Raw genomic sequence first — 15,819 nt, 5'->3', positions numbered from 1 at the left:
TCCGGGACCGGCTACCGCTGCCGCGCCACACGATGGGCGCGCCATGTGGCGCCGTGTCAGATGAACTTCTGGCTGACGAGGAACTCGGCCAGCTCGTCGCCGCCCTTGCCCTCGTCGTTGACGATCGTGCCCGCCGTACGGGCCGGGCGCTCCGTGGCCGAGTCGACCGACGTCCACGCGCCTTCGAGGCCGACGTCCCCGGCCTCGATGTCCAGGTCCCCCAGGTCCAGGGACTCCACCGGCTTCTTCTTGGCCGCCATGATCCCCTTGAACGAGGGGTAGCGGGCCTCGCCCGACTGGTCCGTCACCGACACGACGGCCGGCAGGGAGGCTTCGAGCTGTTCGGTCGCCGCGTCGCCGTCCCGGCGGCCCTTGACGGTGCCGCCGTCGACCGACACCTCGGACAGGAGCGTCACCTGCGGCACGCCCAGTTGCTCCGAGAGCATCGCGGGCAGCACGCCCATCGTGCCGTCCGTGGAGGCCATTCCGCAGATCACCAGGTCGTAGCCGGTCTTCTCGATGGCCTTCGCGAGGACCAGCGAGGTGCCGAGGGCGTCCGTGCCGTGCAGATCGTCGTCCTCGACGTGAACGGCCTTGTCCGCGCCCATCGACAGCGCCTTGCGCAGCGCGTCCTTGGCGTCCTCGGGGCCGACGGTCAGGACGGTGACCTCCGCGTCGCCGTCACCGGCGTCGTTGTGGGCCGCGGCGATCTGCAACGCCTGCTCGACCGCGTACTCGTCCAGCTCGGACAGCAGACCGTCCACGTCGTCACGGTCCAGCGTCAGGTCATCGGCGAAATGCCGGTCGCCCGTGGCGTCGGGCACGTACTTCACACAGACAACGATCCTCAGGCTCACGCCGGCTCTCCTACTGCATCGTCATTTCTGGGCTGCCTTGTCGCTCGCAGCATAGGCGTCTGATGGGAGGTTTTCCGGTCAGGTCGACCGGCGCACCGACCATAATATTACTCGCCAGTACATCCACTTCATGCCCGCTGAGCAAGCGCTTCGAACTGTGACCTTCCCAACGCCCACCGGCCCTACGGCCGGGAACTTCAGCCGCCCGGCGTCGTGCCCGACACGGCCACGCCCAGCGCGGCGATCACATCGGCCTTGCGCGGCGCGCCCGCCGCCCGGCGCACGATCCGCCCCGCCGCGTCGAGGACGAGCACCGTGGGCGTCTTGAGGATGCCCAACTCGCGTACCAGCGCCAGCCGGTCCTCGGCGTCCAGCTCCACATGGACGACGCCGTCGACCATGGCGGTCACCTCGGCGAGCGTGCGCCTGGTCGCGCGGCAGGGCTGGCAGAACGCGCTGGAGAACTGGACGAGCGTGGCGCGCTCCCCCAGCTCGGCCCCCAACTCGGCGGCGCCGAGCCGTCTTTCGCCGTCCCGCCCGCGCAACTTGAGCCTCCCGTTCGTACGGCGGTGGAGCACACCGAAGAGACTCGCGGCCGCGAGCACCGCCACGCACACCACGAGCCCTGTCGTCGTCATCCCCCGTGCAGCGTTCACACGACCGCAAAATATTCCGCGCTTCCGGGCGTGCGGCCCTGAGCGATGCTGGTGTCATGAACATTGATGTCAGGGGTCCTCGCTTCGGCGCGGCCGTCACCACCGTCGTCCTGGCCGTGGTCCTCGTCACCGGCAGCGGCGCGCTTCTCGGCTGGCAGGCCCTGGTCTTCGCGGTGGGCGCGCTGGCCGGCGTGGGACGGTCGCCGTACGCATGGCTGTTCCGCGCCGTCGTACGGCCGAGGATCGGACCGCCCACGGAGTTCGAGTCTCCCGAGCCGCCGCGTTTCGCGCAGGCGGTCGGACTGGTCTTCGCGGTGGTCGGGCTCGTCGGCTGTCTGTGGGGGCCCCTCTGGCTCGGCCTGGCCGCCACGGCGTGCGCGCTGGCCGCCGCCTTCCTCAACGCCGTCTTCGGCTACTGCCTCGGCTGCGAGATGTACCTCCTGCTGCGCCGTACGACCGCCGCGCTGCGCTGAGCTGCGGGGACCGCCGCTGATCACCCGGGAATGACGTGATGAGAATCTCGCTCCGCGCCGTCGGCAGGACTGGCCACAGGCCCTCGTTTGGGGCACGATCTGCCCAATGCCGAAAACCTACGGCTGCGTAACTTCCGTCGGGAGAACCCTCCCCGGGAACAGAAGGGTCTCCTCCAGATGGCAGAGCTCGTCTACCGGCCGGTCGTCGGCGCCGCCCGCACGCTGTTCAAGGCGCTGGACCTCAAGATCGAGACTCAGGGCTCCGAGAACATCCCGCGTACCGGCGGTGCCGTTCTCGTCAGCAACCACATCAGCTATCTGGACTTCATCTTCACCGGGCTCACCGCGCTCCCGCAGAAGCGCCTCGTCCGCTTCATGGCCAAGGACTCCGTCTTCCGCCACAAGGTCTCGGGCCCGCTCATGCGCGGCATGAAGCACATCCCGGTGGACCGCAAGCAGGGCGAGACCGCCTACGCGCACGCGCTCGACTCGCTGCGCTCCGGCGAGATCATCGGGGTGTTCCCCGAGGCGACCATCTCGCAGTCGTTCACCCTCAAGTCCTTCAAGTCGGGCGCGGCGCGCCTGGCGCAGGAGGCCGGTGTGCCGCTGATCCCGATGGCGCTGTGGGGCACCCAGCGGATCTGGACCAAGGGACGCCCGCGCAACTTCCGGCGCAGCCACATCCCCGTGACGATGCGGGTCGGTGAGCCGCTGGACGCCCCCACCGACCAGTACGCGGGCGCGATCACCCGGCGGCTGCGCGAGCGGGTGCAGGAACTGCTCGAAGCCGCCCAGCGCGCCTATCCGGTACGGCCCAGGGACGCGAGCGACACCTGGTGGGTACCGGCGCATCTGGGCGGTACGGCTCCGACGCCGGCCGAGGTCCGCGAGGCCAACTGATCGGCCCTACGGGCGACTGGACCGAAACGTCACTGCTACGGGCCGCGAGGCGGTCGCCGGGCGGGGCGTCAGCCCACGGGGTGGACGGTGATCCGCGCTCCGGGGCTCAACTTCTCCAGCGATTCGGCGAGTTCGGTGCCCGCGGCGTCGAGTTCCGCGCGGGTCGTCGGGGCCAGGGCCTCCAGCAGGAAGACGGCGTTCACCGACTCCTCGGTGAGCCGGGTGCGTACGCCCTGGCGCCAGTTCCAGCGCCGGCAGGTGACGCCCTCGTCGTCCCGCCACACCACCTCACCCGCGTCCGGGTACTCCACGACCGGCTCGCCGCCCGCCGCGGTGTGGAACGGTTCGTCGCCGATGGCCCGTACGAGCCGCATCTCGCCCGTGACGTGGTCGATGTCCTCGCCGCCGACGGGGATCAGATGCGCCACGCTGATCGCGTTGTAGAGGTCCACCAGCAGATTGATCCGGGGCAGACCGCCGTCGGCGAGCGCCCTTCTGGCCAGCGCCTCCGCGGAGTTGCGGGTACGGGACGGCTTGCTGCCGAAGGCCGTGTACGCCGCGCGCCAGGTGGCCATGTGCGGGTCCTCGTGCGGGGCGCGCCCGTCGAGGCGCGCGGCGAGGCGGCGGGCCGCGACGTCCAGCAGCGCCGAACTCGCGTCGCTGCTGGGCCCGTTGACCAGGCCGTGGGCCTCGACGGCGAGCGGGGTGAAGCCGGGGACGAGGGTACGTACCTCGTCCGACACGGTGAGTGTCAGGGTCATGGTCAGCCTTGCCTCGGGACATACGGAAGCGGTGCACCACAGCACACCATGAGGTCCACTGTAATGCACCGCCAACCCTGACTCCGCTAGGTCCTGTCCGGCGGATCTTCGGGGATCAGGCCGGGGCGGCTGGTGCGGTGCATCGCAAGGCGGAGGATCATCCTCGTACTGGACGTACTTGGATGACTCCGACAACGCAGGGAGGTGCCGTGCCAGGCGTCCCGGACCCCCGAAGATCCGCCGGACAGGGCCTAGCCGGCCATCTCCTCCTTGAGCGCCTGGACGAACGCGTCGACGTCGGCCTCGGTGGTGTCGAAGGCGCACATCCAGCGCACGTCGCCGGCCGCCTCGTCCCAGAAGTAGAAGCGGAACCGCCGCTGGAGGCGCACGCTCACGTCGTGCGGCAGCCGGGCGAAGACGGCGTTGGCCTGGACGGGGTGCAGGATCTCGACGCCGTCGACCGCGCTCACACCGTCGGCGAGCCGCCGCGCCATGGCGTTGCTGTGCCGGGCGTTGCGCAGCCACAGATCACCGGCCAGCAGCGCCTCCAACTGCACGGAGACGAACCGCATCTTGGAGCTGAGCTGCATCGACAGCTTGCGCAGCCGCTTCATCGCGCGCACCGCGTCCGGGTCGATCACGACGACGGCCTCGCCGAAGATCGCGCCGTTCTTCGTGCCGCCGTAACTGAGCACGTCCACGCCGACGGTGTTGGTGAAGGTGCGCATCGGTACGTCGAGGTGGGCGGCGGCGTTGGATATCCGGGCCCCGTCGAGATGGACCTTCATGCCGCGCTCGTGGGCGTGCTCGCACAGCGCGCGGATCTCGGCCGGGGTGTAGACGGTGCCCAGTTCGGTGTTCTGGGCGATCGACACGACCTGGGGCATGGCGCGGTGCTCGTCGTCGTAGCCCCATGCCTGCCGGTCGACCAGCTCCGGGGTGAGTTTGCCGTCCGGCGTCGGCACGGTCAGCAGTTTGAGCCCGCCGACCCGCTCGGGCGCTCCGCCCTCGTCCACGTTGATGTGCGCGGACTCGGCGCAGATCACCGCACCCCAGCGGTCGGTCATGGCCTGGAGCGCGACGACGTTCGCCCCGGTGCCGTTGAAGACCGGAAACGCTTTCGCGGTGGGGCCGAAGTGGCTGTGCATGACGCGCTGGAGATGGTCGGTGTACTCGTCCTCGCCGTACGCGATCTGGTGGCCGCCGTTGGCGACGGCGAGCGCCGCCAGCACCTCGGGATGGGCGCCGGCGTAGTTGTCGCTCGCGAAGCCGCGCGTCTGGGGGTCGTGGTGCGCACGCGCGGCCGTCGTACGGGACTTCATGACTCGGGGGTCAGCCACAGACGCCTTCCGTTCACTTCACCGGCGGGCCGGTCCCAGACTCCGGCGACGGCGTCGGCCAGCTCTCCGGCGTCCGTGAAGCCCGCGAACTTCGCATTCGGGCGCTCGGCGCGCATCGCGTCGTGCACCAGTGCCTTGATGACCAGGATCGCAGCCGCCGCGCGCGGTCCTTCGTCGCCCCCGGCCTTGCGGAAGTCGTCGCCCAGCGCCAGCGTCCATGCCTCGGCCGCCGCCTTGGCCGCGGCGTAGGCGGCGTTGCCGGCCGTGGGCCTGCTCGCGCCGGCGGCACTGACCAGCACATAGCGACCGCGGTCGCTGCGCAGCAGAGCGTCGTGGAAGGCGAGCGAGGTGTGCTGGACGGTGCGGATCAGCAACTTCTCCAGCATGTCCCAGTCGGCGAGGTCGGTGTCGGCGAAGGTCTTGCCGCCGCGCCAGCCGCCGACGAGATGGACGAGACCGTCCACCCGGCCGTTGTCCTGCTCCGCCTTGGCCGCCCACGCGCGGGTGGCCGCCGGATCGAGGAGGTCGACGGTGTCACCGGTGACGGTGGCGCCGCTGTGCGCGTGGCGGGCGGCGTCGACGGCCTCGGCGAGGCTCGCGGCGTCCGCGTCGGCGGCGGCGACGGTCGCCCCGGCCGCGGCCAGGCGCAGCAGAGCCGCGCGTCCGGCGGGGCCGCCCGCTCCGGCGACCGCCACGACGGCGCCGTCCAATCCGCCGCCCGCTTCCGTGCTTGGGCTCATGGTCGTCTTCTCCGTCATCCCGGTGTCCCCCGTGTCCGCGTTGTCGTCGTGGTCGTCACTCACGCCGCCGCCGTGATGCCCTTGGTCGAGGCGATCACAGTCTTGAGCTTCTTGGCCAGTGCCTCGTAGAACATGCTGAGCGGAAACTCGTCGGGAAGCACGTCGTCCACCAGCTTGCGCGGGGGCAGATCCAGGTCCAGGGCGTCCGGGCCCTTGGCCCAGCGCGATCCGGGGTGCGGGGCCAGATAGGTGGAGACGAGGTCGTAGGCGGCGAACCAGTGGACCAGCTTCGGACGGTCGATACCGGCCCGGTAAAGGGCCTCGATCTCGGCGAGGAGCCGCTGCGTGACCTCCGGGGCCCTGTCCCAGTCGATGCGCAGGGTGTTGTCCGTCCAGCGCACCACGTCGTGCTTGTGGAGGTAGGCGAAGAGCAACTGACCGCCGAGGCCGTCGTAGTTGCGCTCGCGGGCGCCGGTGACGGGGAAGCGGAACATCCGGTCGAACAGCACCGCGTACTGCACGTCGCGGCCCTGCGCGACGCCGTCCGCCTCCAGTTTCACGGCCTCCCGGAAGGCGGTGAGGTCGCAGCGCAGCTCCTCCAGGCCGTACATCCAGAACGGCTGGCGCTGCTTGATCATGAAGGGGTCGAACGGCAGGTCGCCATGGCTGTGGGTACGGTCGTGGATCATGTCCCAGAGTACGAACGCCTGCTGGCAGCGGTCCTGGTCGCCGACCATCTCGCGGATGTCGTCGGGGAGTTCGACACCGAGGATGTCCACGGCCGCCTCGGTGACGCGGCGGAAGCGGGCGGCCTCGCGGTCGCAGAAGATGCCGCCCCAACTGAACCGCTCGGGGGCCTGCCGCACGGCGATGGTCTCGGGGAAGAGGACCGCGGAGTTGGTGTCGTATCCGGCGGTGAAGTCCTCGAAGGTGATGCCGCAGAAGAGGGGGTTGTCGTAGCGGGTGCGCTCCAGCTCGGAGAGCCATTCGGGCCAGACCATGCGCAGGACGACGGCTTCCAGATTGCGGTCCGGGTTGCCGTTCTGCGTGTACATGGGGAAGACGACCAGATGCTGGAGCCGGTCGACGCGCTCGGCGGCGGGCTGGAAGGCGAGCAGCGAGTCGAGGAAGTCAGGAACGTCGAAGGCGCCGTCGGCCCACTTGCGCAGGTCCACGCAGAGCGCCTGGTGGTACGCGGCGTCGTGCGGCAGCAGGGGCGACAACTGCTCGACGGCGGCGATCACCCGGTCGAGCGTGACCTCCACGAGAGCCCGTGGGGGCGCTTCCGCCGCGTCGAAATCTATGGAGCCGTCCTTGGACTGCCAGGGTCGGATCTGTTCGACGGCGTTCTTGAGCTCGGTCCAGGCGGGGTGCTCGACCACCCGCTCGTCGTCGGCCGTATGCCGTGCGGGCCGGTCCTGCACAAGAATTTCCGTCATGTCACGTCCTCCACGGGAGAAGCGGGCGTCAAACCACCGTATAGGTCTTCGATTCTCCCGTACAAGAGAGCACTAGACAAATTATCCTGCCGCACCCCAAGTTCACGGGCATTCTTCCTGCCGCGAGCGGTGGGAACGGCAGGCTCCGGCGCGCACGCGTCCGACCCGGGTCTGTCCGGCGCGGTGGCCGTTAGGCTGCCGCCCGTGCCGCGTGGGGCACCAGCACCGCGCGGGAGCCGCCGACGACGGAAGCGAGTCAGTCTTGACTTTCCTCACCATCGGTCATCGTGGAGTGATGGGTGTCGAACCCGAGAACACCCTGCGCTCCTTCCTGCACGCCGAGCGAGCCGGCATGGACGCCATCGAGCTCGATCTTCATCTGAGCAAGGACGGCGCCCTCGTCGTCATGCACGACGCCGAGCTGGACCGAACCACCGACGGAACGGGCCCGATCGCCGACCGGACCCTCGCCGAGCTGCGGGAGCTCGACGCGGGACAGGGCGAGCGGGTGCCGGTCTTCGAGGAGGTCCTGGACGCGGTGCGCTCACCGCTCCAGGCGGAGATCAAGGATGTGGCGGCGGCCCGCGCGCTGGCCGAGGTGATGCGCCGGCGCGAGCTGGTGGGGCGGGTGGAGGTGTCCTCGTTCCACGACGAGGCCGTCGCCGAGATCTCCGCCCTGGTGCCGGGCGTACGGACGGTGCTGATCGCGAGCCGCTGGGGCGCCGACGTGGTGGACCGGGCGGTCGCGGTGGGCGCGGACTCGCTCGCGCTGAACATCCGGCGACTGACGCTGGAGGTCGTCGAGAGCGCGCACACGGCGGGGCTCGGGGTCATCGGGTGGGTGGTGAACACACCGGACCAGTTGCGGCTGGTCCGGGCGTTCGGCCTGGACGGGGCGACCACCGACTTCCCGGAGATCCGGCGCACCGGCCGCTTCACGGCCTGACGGGGCCGGTACGAGGGCCGGGGCCGGAGCCGTAGGTCGGGCGTGTCCGGTCGGGCGTGTCCGGTCGGGCGTGTCCGGTCAGGCGTCGTCGTCCAGCGCCTTGACCAGCAGCTCGAACGCCAGGTCGTCGCGCTGCGGGATGCCGAAGCGCTCGTCGCCGTACGGGAACGGGGTCAACTGTCCCGTACGGCGATAGCCGCGGCGCTCGTACCAGGCGATCAGGTCCTCGCGCTGGACGATCACGGTCATATGCATCTCGCCGACGCCCCAGTCCGCGCGGGCACGGCGCTCCGCCTCGGCGATGATGCGCTTGCCCAGTCCGCCGCCCTGCGCGGCGGGGTCGACGGCGAACATGCCGAAGTACGCGGCGGGCCCCCGGTGCTCGAGCTGGCAGCAGGCGATCAGCGCGCCGTCGGACTCGACCATCAGGAGCCGGCTGCCCTCGGCCTCGATCACCTCGAGGACACCCTGTTCGTCGGTGCGCTGCCCGTCCAGCAGATCTGCCTCCGAGGTCCAGGAGGCGCGGGCGCTCTCGCCCCGGTAGGCGGACTCTATGAGCGCGACGAGCGCCTTGACGTCTTCTGCGGTGGCATCCCGGTAGGTGAGCTGACCGGGGGCGGGGCGCGGTGCGGTGTCCATGGTGCGCGTTCTCCGAATTCTCCGCTGCGGGCGGGCGGCGCGCCCGAGCCTAACCCCACCTCCCGGTGGCATGTCAGTGGGGTGCGCGCGGCCGGATCGTACGGATCTTGAAGGAGAGCGGCCGTACCGTGCGTCATCAGGTCTCTGATTCGAGCGTGCTCCTGCGGTGCTCGGGTGCGAAGCCGAGCAGCCGCGCGCACGCCGTGGTGTCGAACAGCGAGGCGTGGCCGGTCAGTTCGGCGAAGAACGGCACGCCGGGGTGGTGTTCTTCGAGGAGTTGGGCTGTCGGGACGGGCGACGACGTGTCGTCCGCCACCACGTTGAGCACATGACAGCCCGTCAGTTCGGCGTGGAGCGCGTACCGGACGGCCCTGGCGGCGTCCCTGGTGTCGAGCCACCCCCACAGGTCCGTCCGGTGGCCGGCGGGATCGTCGCGTACGGCGGCGAGTTGCTTCGTCAGCCGCTCGCCGGTGCCGGTGAACGGGAAGCGCATACAGACGATGTCGACGCCGTACCGCCGGTGGGTGGCGCGCGCCGTCTCCTCCAGGACGACCTTGGACAGTCCGTACGGGTCCTGGACGAGTGTGGGGTGTTCCTCGTCCAGGGGTACGTAGCGCGGTGACTGCGGCTTCGGCGACCAGGCGAGGCCCACGGCCGCCAGGCTGGAGGCGGCCACGACACGGCGGACGCCGGTGCGGCCCGCCTCGTCCAGGACCCGGTGCGCGGTGAGGCAGTTGGTGGCGAACAGGGCGCTGTCGTCATCGGAGTTGGGGTGCGGGATCGCACCCAGATGGACGACGGCATCGGCGCCGGCCATGGCCTCGCGCACCAGGTCCGGATCGCCCAGATCACCGGTGTGGACGCGGTCCAGCCGTGGGTCCTCGACGGGGAGGAGGTCGGTGGCGACGATCCGGTGGCCGTGGGCCAGCAGGTCGTCGATGACATGACCGCCGATATGTCCGGCGGCTCCGGTGACCAGGATCCGCATCAGCCCTTCACCGCCCCGACGAGACCGTTGACGAAGTAGCGCTGGAGACACAGGAAGAGCAGGACGACGGGGATGACCACGATGAGGGCTCCGGCCATCAGGTTGTTGTAGTGGGGGACGCTCTCGGCCGCGAGGGTCTGGAGGCCGAGCGGGAGGGTGTAGGCCGACGGGTCGCTGAGTGAGACCCGGGTGAGCAGATACTCGTTCCAGGTCGGGATCGCGGTGAGCAACGCGACGGTGATCAGGGCGGGTTGGGCCAGTGGCAGATAGATGTTGAGGAAGATCCGGAACTCGCCCGCGCCGTCGACCCGGGCCGAGTCGCGCAGTTCGGCCGGGATGGCGCTGAACGCACCGGTCATGAGGAGGATCGACAGCGGGGCGCCGCCGTTGACGAAGGGCAGCACCAGTCCCCAGTGGGTGCCGAGGATGCCCATCTCGTTCTCCAGCAGCACGATCGGCAGCATCACCGTCACACCGGGCACGAACAGCAGGGCGACGAACAGCCTCGACAGGAAGGTCCGGCCGGGGAAGCGCAGTACGGCGAAGGCGTAGCCGGCCGCCGCGTAGATCACCAGCGTGAGGACCACGGTGTAGAGGGTGACCAGCAGGCTGTTGAGGAAGAAGTCGAAGAAGTGGAGCTTGTTCCAGGTGTCGATCAGGGTGTCGAAGGTGGGGTTCTCCGGGATCAGATGACCGCCGCTGACCACCTCCAACTGGTCCTTGAACGCGGCCGACACCATCCAGAGGAACGGATAGACGCTCACCAGTCCGTAGCCGGTGAGCAGCAGTCCGACGACGACGCGTGCGAGCCTCTTACGGGTACGGGCCCGGCTCTCGCCCGGCCGTCCGCCCGTCCGGCCCGCCTTGTCGGGGTGTGCGGTCGCGTGGGCGCGCTCGGCCGCCACGGGGATCGAGGTCATGTCTTGCTCCGCAGCGCTCGCAGATTGATCAGGGCCAGTACCAGTGCGGCGGCGAACAGCAGCCAGCCGAGTGCGCTGGCGAGCCCGAGGGTGGGGCGGAGCTGTTTCAGGAAGGCCAGGGTGTACGCCTCCAGGCCCAGCACGTTGGTGTGGTCGCCCGGTCCGCCGTTGGTCATCACCAGGAAGGTCTGGAAGCCCTGGAGCGAGTCCCGCAGATTGAGCAGGACGACGATCGCCGTGATGGGGCGCAGCAGCGGCCAGACGACCGACGCGTTCGTACGCCACCAGCCGGCGCCGTCGAGCTGCGCCGCCTCCAGCAGGCTGCGGTCGATGGACTGAAGCCCGGTCAGATACAGCAGCATGGCCACGGGCACATGGGTCCACACGGTCACCACGATGAGTGTGGGCAGCGCGGTGTCGGGGTTGCCGAGCCAGCCCTGGGGCTGCTGGAGCGAGCCGAGTCCGAGCTGGCCGAGCAGCAGGTTGAAGGCGCCGTCGGGCTGGAGGACGTACTGCCAGGCGAAGAAGACGGCGATACCGCTGGTGACGTACGGCAGGAAGAACACCGAGCGCAGGATCCCCTGCATCCTGCGTGCCTGGTTGAGCAGGATGGCCAGCGGAAAGGACACCATGACCGTCAGCGACGGTACGGCGATCATCACCCAGAGCGTGTTGAGTCCCGCGCTGCGTACGCGCGGCGCGTAGATGGGGCTGCGCCAGAGCAGGTCGGCGTAGTTGTCCAGACCGACCCAGGTCCAGTGCGGCATGAAGCCGTTCCAGGACGCGAAGCTCAGCAGGAAGCCGTAGCCGACGGTGTACAGACCCATGACGGCGAAGAGAATCACCGCGGGGGCGACGAACAGATAGCCGGAGAGGGCTTCGCCGCCGAATCTCCCTCGCCGGGGGCGCTTGCCGGGGCCGGGGGCGGTTCCCGCCGCCCCGGCCGGGAGCGTACGGCTCGTGCCGCCGCTCCCGGCCTTCCCCACCGTGGTGGGCCGAGGTGCTGTGGTCACTGGGTCGCCCAGTAGTTGTTGTTCAGCTCGCGGAGCTTGGCTCCCGTCTGCGCCGGTGTCTCCCGGCCGAGCGGGCTCAGATTGGTGAGGATGTCACCGGCCCTGTCCTGGTCGTAGCCCGGCGGACGGAAGTCGTTGCGGCTCGGGTCGTAGGTGGTCTCCTCGGTGCCGACGAAGCTCTCCATCATGGAGGTCAGCGCGGGGCCGAGGACCTTCTCGGAGTCGGCGCCCAGCTCGGTGGCGGGCAGGTCGGCCGATTCCTTGGCGAACCGCGCGGCGACGTCGGTGCCGGACAGGAACTCCATCCATTTCTTGGCGTTCTCGGGCTGTTCGCTGGTGGCGGCGAGGCTCAGCCCGGTCAGCGCGAGCGGGCCGAGCGCCCGGTCGGGGACGGCGCCGTCCTTGGGCGCGGGCAGTCCGAAGGCGAGGACGTCGTCGGCCGTCATGTCGTTCTGCTGGAGGAAGGCGAGGGTGAACGTACCGCCGACGGCGAAGGCCGACTTGCCCTGGGCGAACGCCTGGTCGGCCTCGTCGATGGTGAGTGTCTGGGAGCCCGGCATCCAGTACGGGGTCAGCTCGTCGTACATGCTCAGGACCTTGGTGCCGTTGGGCGAGCCGAAGTCGGTGGCCTTGTCCTGGCCGAAGAGGTCCCAGTACGCCTGCTTGCCGAGCTGACCGAACGCCAGTGGCTGGAGCACCCAGGTCAGCCCGGTCGACTTGACCTTCAGACCGAGGCTGATCCCGCCCGTCTTGGGGTCCTTGTGGTGGGTGGCCTGGAGCGCCGCCAGGAACTCCTCCCAGGTTTTGGGGGCTTCGGTGATGCCGGCGTCGGCCAGCTTCCGCTTGTTGGCGTAGACGATGCCGAAGGTGCCCGCGGTGAGCGGGACGCTGAAGCGCTGGCCCTCCTCGACGCCCTTGAAGGTGGAGTCCTTGGCCTGCGACTCCTTGAACTTCTGCGGGGTGACGGTGCCGGAGCCCTTGATCGCCTCCTGGAAGCGGCCGCTCCACTCGCCGGGGATCTGGTCCTGGAGGTCGGCGGCGACGCCGGCCGCGCCGAGGACGAAGTCCTCACCGTCGGAGTGCACTTCGAGGACGTCGGGCAGGTCGTCGGTCTTGGCCGCGCTCTGCACCTTGGTGGTGTAGGCGTCGTCGGGTGTGTACACCTCGACCTTGACCGAGATGCCGGTCTCCTTCTTGAACTCGGTGGCCGCCGCCCGCAGGGCCCCGAGGTGGGACTGTTTGAAGGTCCACATCTCCAGCGACTTGGAGTCGGAACCGGAGTCTGAACCGCCGCAGGCGGAGAGGGTGGTGAGTGTGAGCGCGGTGGTCGCGGCCAGAGCCACGAGCCGGACATTGCGTGCGAAAGGTATACGCATGGCCCCTACCTAAGAATCAACCGTTCAGAAGACCGAATGGCGTTGGAGTGACTGAACTTATGGTTGCGGTGATATAGCGTCAAGACGCACGTCGAGAATCGTGCTGACCGGATCGCCGAGGGGCGCCGGTGCGGGAAGCGGAGGTTCCGTGGAATCGGTGGCAGCAGCAGCGCGTGGGCGCAAGCCCGAGGAGGTGAAGTCAGCGGCTCGGGTACTGGAAGTGCTCGAACTGCTCGGCACCGAGGGCGCCCGGCTCTCGCTCGCCGAGATGGCGAGCGCGATGGCCGTGCCGAAAAGCAGCCTGCACGCGATCCTGCGGACGATGGAGGCGCGGCGCTGGGTGGACCTCGACGCCTCGGGCACCCGCTACAGCCTGGGGCTCAAGGCGCTGTTGACGGGCACGGCGTATCTGGAGGGCGACGACGTCGCCGGCCTCGCCGGGCCGGTGCTCGACGCGCTCGCCGAGGAGACGGGCGAGTCGGTGCATCTGGGCAGGCTGGACGGAACGGACGTGGTCTACCTGGCCAAACGGGAGTCGCGGCACGCGCTGCGGATGTACTCGGCGGTGGGCCGGCGGCTGCCGGCCCACGCCACGGCCCTGGGCAAGGCGATGCTGTCGCAGTACGACGCGGCCGAGGTGCAGCGCCGGCTGGACTGGCCGCTGGCCAGGCTCACCCCCGACACCGTGACCGATCCCGACGAACTGATCCGCCAGCTCGCCGAGGCGCGGTTGCAGGGATGGGCGATGGACGACGGCGAGAACTCCGTGGACATCCGGTGCGTGGCGGTGGCGCTCGGCACCGGGCAGGGCGGCGGCGACGCCATCAGTTGTTCGGCCCCCAAGAGCCGGATGGACGACACCCGCGCCCAGGAGATCGCCGGAGCCGTCACGGAAGCCGCACATTCACTGCGGACCCTCCTCAAACGCCTCGGACAGCACTGAAGACGGACCGAAGACCGCGCCCCTCAGATTTGGTAGAGTCATTGACAAATTAAAGACGACCTCTCTACGTTCGGATAGCAGTACACCATCCTGCTATCTGTACGCTGGAGTTCGAATGGCTCAGCCTGATGCCCGCTCCGACCTCCTCGCCCCCGCTCCCTGGGTCGAGGAACGCGGCGCGAAGGTCCGCATCACGGCCGTCTCCACCTTCCTCACCGCACCCCACGGCTGCCCCCATCTCGTCGTCCGCGTCGAGACCAACGAGCCGGGGCTGTACGGCCTCGGCTGCGCGAGCGACCCGCAACGCACCCTCGCCGTACGCTCGGTGGTCGACGACTACCTGGCCCCCATGCTCGTCGGGCGCGACCCCGACGACATCGACGACATCCACCGGCTGCTCCTCAACAGCGCCTACTGGAGAGGCGGTTCGGTCACCGGCAACGCGCTCGGCGGGATCGACGTCGCCCTGTGGGACCTCAAGGCCAAGCGCCTCGGAGCGCCCCTCTACTCGCTGTTCGGCGGCCGGGTCCGTACCCACGCCGACGCCTACACCCATGTCGACGGCGCCGACGCCCACGAGATCGCCGACAAGGTCGTGGCGGCGCGCGAGCGCGGCTACCGCCATGTCCGTGTCCAGGCCGCCGTACCCGGCTCCGACACCTACGGCACCGGCGCCCCGGCCGCCGCCGACGCCCACGCGCTGCGCACCCGCTCGGTGCCCTGGGACAGTGCCGCGTACGTACGCACCGTGCCGCGCGTCCTGACAGCGCTACGCGAACGGGTCGGCGACGAGGTCGAGTTGCTGCACGACGTACACGAACGGCTCGACCCCCGGCAGGCCCGGGACTTCCTGCGCCGGGTCGAGGACGCCGGGCTGTACTTCGTGGAGGATCTGCTCGCTCCCGAGGACGCGGGCCACTTCGCCGCGCTGCGCGCCGGCTCCCCCGTACCGCTCGCCGTGGGTGAACTCTTCCACGACGTAGGCCAGTTCCTGCCGCTGATCGACAGCGGCGCCATCGACTTCGCCCGGATCCGGGTCCCGACGCTGGGCGGTCTCACCCCGGCCCGCAAACTCGCCGTCTACTGCGAACTGCGCGGTGTACGGCTCGCCCCGCACGGCCCCGCCGATGTCAGCCCCGTCGCCCAGGCCGCCACACTCGCCATGAACATCAGCAGCCATGCCTTCGGGGTGCAGGAGGCCGCCGTGTTCAAACCCGCCGTACACGACGTGTTCCCCGGTACGGTCGTGGCGCGCGACGGCGCGCTGTCCCCGCACGAGACGCCCGGTCACGGCGTCGACTTCGACGAGACCGCGGCACGCCGGTATCCCGTGCCCGAGCCGCTGGTGCACGACCGCTGGGCCCTGCTGCGCAACACCGACGGGAGCGTACAACGACCGTGACGGGTGGCATCTCGGGTCCGCCGCGCATCGACCGCGCGGCGGTGGACGACGGGCCGGTGGAGTTGTGCCGGTCCGGCGGCGAGTGGGAGCGCCTGCCGGTGGTGGGCGCTCCCCGGGACGCCGGGCGTGGGGCCGGGCTCGCCCGCCATGTCCTGGACACGACGCAGACGCTGCCCGACGCGGCGCGCGACGGTGTCCGGCTGCCGGTACACGGCGGGTGCGCGAGGCCGCAGGCCGTACGGCCGTAAGCCCCGGCGCGGGCCCGCGCCCCTCACACGAACGGCAGGAAGGCGGCGGCCTTCCTGCCGTTCTTTCCATGCCGGTATGTCAGGCCAATTAATGTCCAGGAGGGGAACCTTCACGGGCGGGAATTCGGCTGACAATTTGATCGCAAGGCTCTCACCACCAGGAACTCAGAAGTAATCG

At 69.8% G+C, this 15,819-nt stretch carries 17 protein-coding genes; 6 read left to right on the top strand and 11 right to left on the bottom strand.

The window, feature by feature from the left end:
* Positions 1 to 56 precede the first annotated feature (56 nt).
* Together OG329_RS37380 and OG329_RS37375 are read right to left on the bottom strand one after the other, a co-directional pair.
* Positions 57 to 857, bottom strand: a complete 801-nt coding sequence (locus tag OG329_RS37380; protein ID WP_405801181.1) for an electron transfer flavoprotein subunit beta/FixA family protein — start codon at positions 855 to 857, stop codon at positions 57 to 59.
* Positions 858 to 1,054: 197 nt separating this feature from the next.
* Entirely contained in the window at positions 1,055 to 1,495 is a 441-nt protein-coding gene (locus OG329_RS37375) for a TlpA family protein disulfide reductase (protein WP_405802214.1), read from the bottom strand.
* Between the two features lie 74 nt (positions 1,496 to 1,569).
* Here OG329_RS37375 and OG329_RS37370 point away from each other — a divergent pair, with 74 nt between their 5' ends.
* Together OG329_RS37370 and OG329_RS37365 are read left to right on the top strand one after the other, a co-directional pair.
* Complete coding sequence (locus tag OG329_RS37370; RefSeq protein ID WP_405801180.1) at positions 1,570 to 1,986, top strand: DUF4395 domain-containing protein; 417 nt, start codon at positions 1,570 to 1,572, stop codon at positions 1,984 to 1,986.
* Between the two features lie 177 nt (positions 1,987 to 2,163).
* Positions 2,164 to 2,886, top strand: coding sequence for a lysophospholipid acyltransferase family protein (locus OG329_RS37365; protein ID WP_405801179.1), 723 nt, complete (start codon positions 2,164 to 2,166; stop codon positions 2,884 to 2,886).
* Between the two features lie 68 nt (positions 2,887 to 2,954).
* On the opposite strand, the gene OG329_RS37360 is transcribed toward OG329_RS37365, so the two are convergent.
* From OG329_RS37360 to OG329_RS37345, 4 genes are all read right to left on the bottom strand, one after another.
* Positions 2,955 to 3,647 (bottom strand): B3/4 domain-containing protein, encoded by a 693-nt coding sequence (locus OG329_RS37360; RefSeq protein ID WP_405801178.1) that lies wholly within the window; start codon positions 3,645 to 3,647, stop codon positions 2,955 to 2,957.
* Positions 3,648 to 3,898: 251 nt separating this feature from the next.
* Positions 3,899 to 4,969 (bottom strand): threonine aldolase family protein, encoded by a 1,071-nt coding sequence (locus OG329_RS37355; RefSeq protein WP_405802212.1) that lies wholly within the window; start codon positions 4,967 to 4,969, stop codon positions 3,899 to 3,901.
* Complete coding sequence (locus tag OG329_RS37350; protein ID WP_405802211.1) at positions 4,966 to 5,727, bottom strand: SDR family NAD(P)-dependent oxidoreductase; 762 nt, start codon at positions 5,725 to 5,727, stop codon at positions 4,966 to 4,968. The genes OG329_RS37355 and OG329_RS37350 overlap by 4 nt, the downstream gene beginning before the upstream one ends.
* Positions 5,728 to 5,786: 59 nt before the next feature.
* Complete coding sequence (locus OG329_RS37345; protein ID WP_405801177.1) at positions 5,787 to 7,166, bottom strand: DUF6421 family protein; 1,380 nt, start codon at positions 7,164 to 7,166, stop codon at positions 5,787 to 5,789.
* Between the two features lie 262 nt (positions 7,167 to 7,428).
* On the opposite strand from OG329_RS37345, the gene OG329_RS37340 reads away from it, so the two are divergent.
* A complete protein-coding gene (locus OG329_RS37340) occupies positions 7,429 to 8,112 on the top strand; it encodes a glycerophosphodiester phosphodiesterase (protein ID WP_405801176.1) in 684 nt (227 codons plus the stop codon).
* A 78-nt stretch (positions 8,113 to 8,190) separates the two neighbouring features.
* Here the strand turns inward: OG329_RS37340 and OG329_RS37335 are convergent, their stop codons facing one another.
* From OG329_RS37335 to OG329_RS37315, 5 genes are all read right to left on the bottom strand, one after another.
* A complete protein-coding gene (locus OG329_RS37335) occupies positions 8,191 to 8,751 on the bottom strand; it encodes a GNAT family N-acetyltransferase (RefSeq protein WP_405801175.1) in 561 nt (186 codons plus the stop codon).
* Positions 8,752 to 8,887: 136 nt separating this feature from the next.
* Complete coding sequence (locus OG329_RS37330; protein WP_405801174.1) at positions 8,888 to 9,739, bottom strand: NAD-dependent epimerase/dehydratase family protein; 852 nt, start codon at positions 9,737 to 9,739, stop codon at positions 8,888 to 8,890.
* Positions 9,739 to 10,659, bottom strand: a complete 921-nt coding sequence (locus tag OG329_RS37325; protein WP_405801173.1) for a carbohydrate ABC transporter permease — start codon at positions 10,657 to 10,659, stop codon at positions 9,739 to 9,741. The genes OG329_RS37330 and OG329_RS37325 overlap by 1 nt, the downstream gene beginning before the upstream one ends.
* A complete protein-coding gene (locus OG329_RS37320) occupies positions 10,656 to 11,672 on the bottom strand; it encodes a carbohydrate ABC transporter permease (protein WP_405801172.1) in 1,017 nt (338 codons plus the stop codon). The genes OG329_RS37325 and OG329_RS37320 overlap by 4 nt, the downstream gene beginning before the upstream one ends.
* Positions 11,669 to 13,048: an ABC transporter substrate-binding protein gene (locus OG329_RS37315; protein WP_405801171.1), complete on the bottom strand. Its 1,380-nt coding sequence runs from the start codon at positions 13,046 to 13,048 to the stop codon at positions 11,669 to 11,671. The genes OG329_RS37320 and OG329_RS37315 overlap by 4 nt, the downstream gene beginning before the upstream one ends.
* 157 nt (positions 13,049 to 13,205) lie before the next feature.
* Between OG329_RS37315 and OG329_RS37310 the strand changes: the two genes are divergently transcribed.
* The 3 genes from OG329_RS37310 (at position 13,206) to OG329_RS37300 (ending at position 15,641) form a co-directional block, all read left to right on the top strand.
* Positions 13,206 to 13,991 carry an IclR family transcriptional regulator gene (locus OG329_RS37310; protein WP_405801169.1) on the top strand — a complete coding sequence of 262 codons (786 nt, stop codon included), beginning with the start codon at positions 13,206 to 13,208 and terminating at the stop codon, positions 13,989 to 13,991.
* Between the two features lie 115 nt (positions 13,992 to 14,106).
* Positions 14,107 to 15,393, top strand: a complete 1,287-nt coding sequence (locus tag OG329_RS37305; RefSeq protein ID WP_405801168.1) for an enolase C-terminal domain-like protein — start codon at positions 14,107 to 14,109, stop codon at positions 15,391 to 15,393.
* Entirely contained in the window at positions 15,390 to 15,641 is a 252-nt protein-coding gene (locus OG329_RS37300; protein WP_405801167.1) for a hypothetical protein, read from the top strand. Before OG329_RS37305 ends, OG329_RS37300 begins: the two co-directional genes overlap by 4 nt.
* Positions 15,642 to 15,819: the final 178 nt, after the last annotated feature.

Origin of the sequence: Streptomyces sp. NBC_01506, from assembly GCF_045040295.1 — a bacterium.
Taxonomy (GTDB): domain Bacteria; phylum Actinomycetota; class Actinomycetes; order Streptomycetales; family Streptomycetaceae; genus Streptomyces.
Note: the sequence above shows the minus strand (reverse complement) of the source record. Positions and strands in the feature narration are given on the sequence as shown.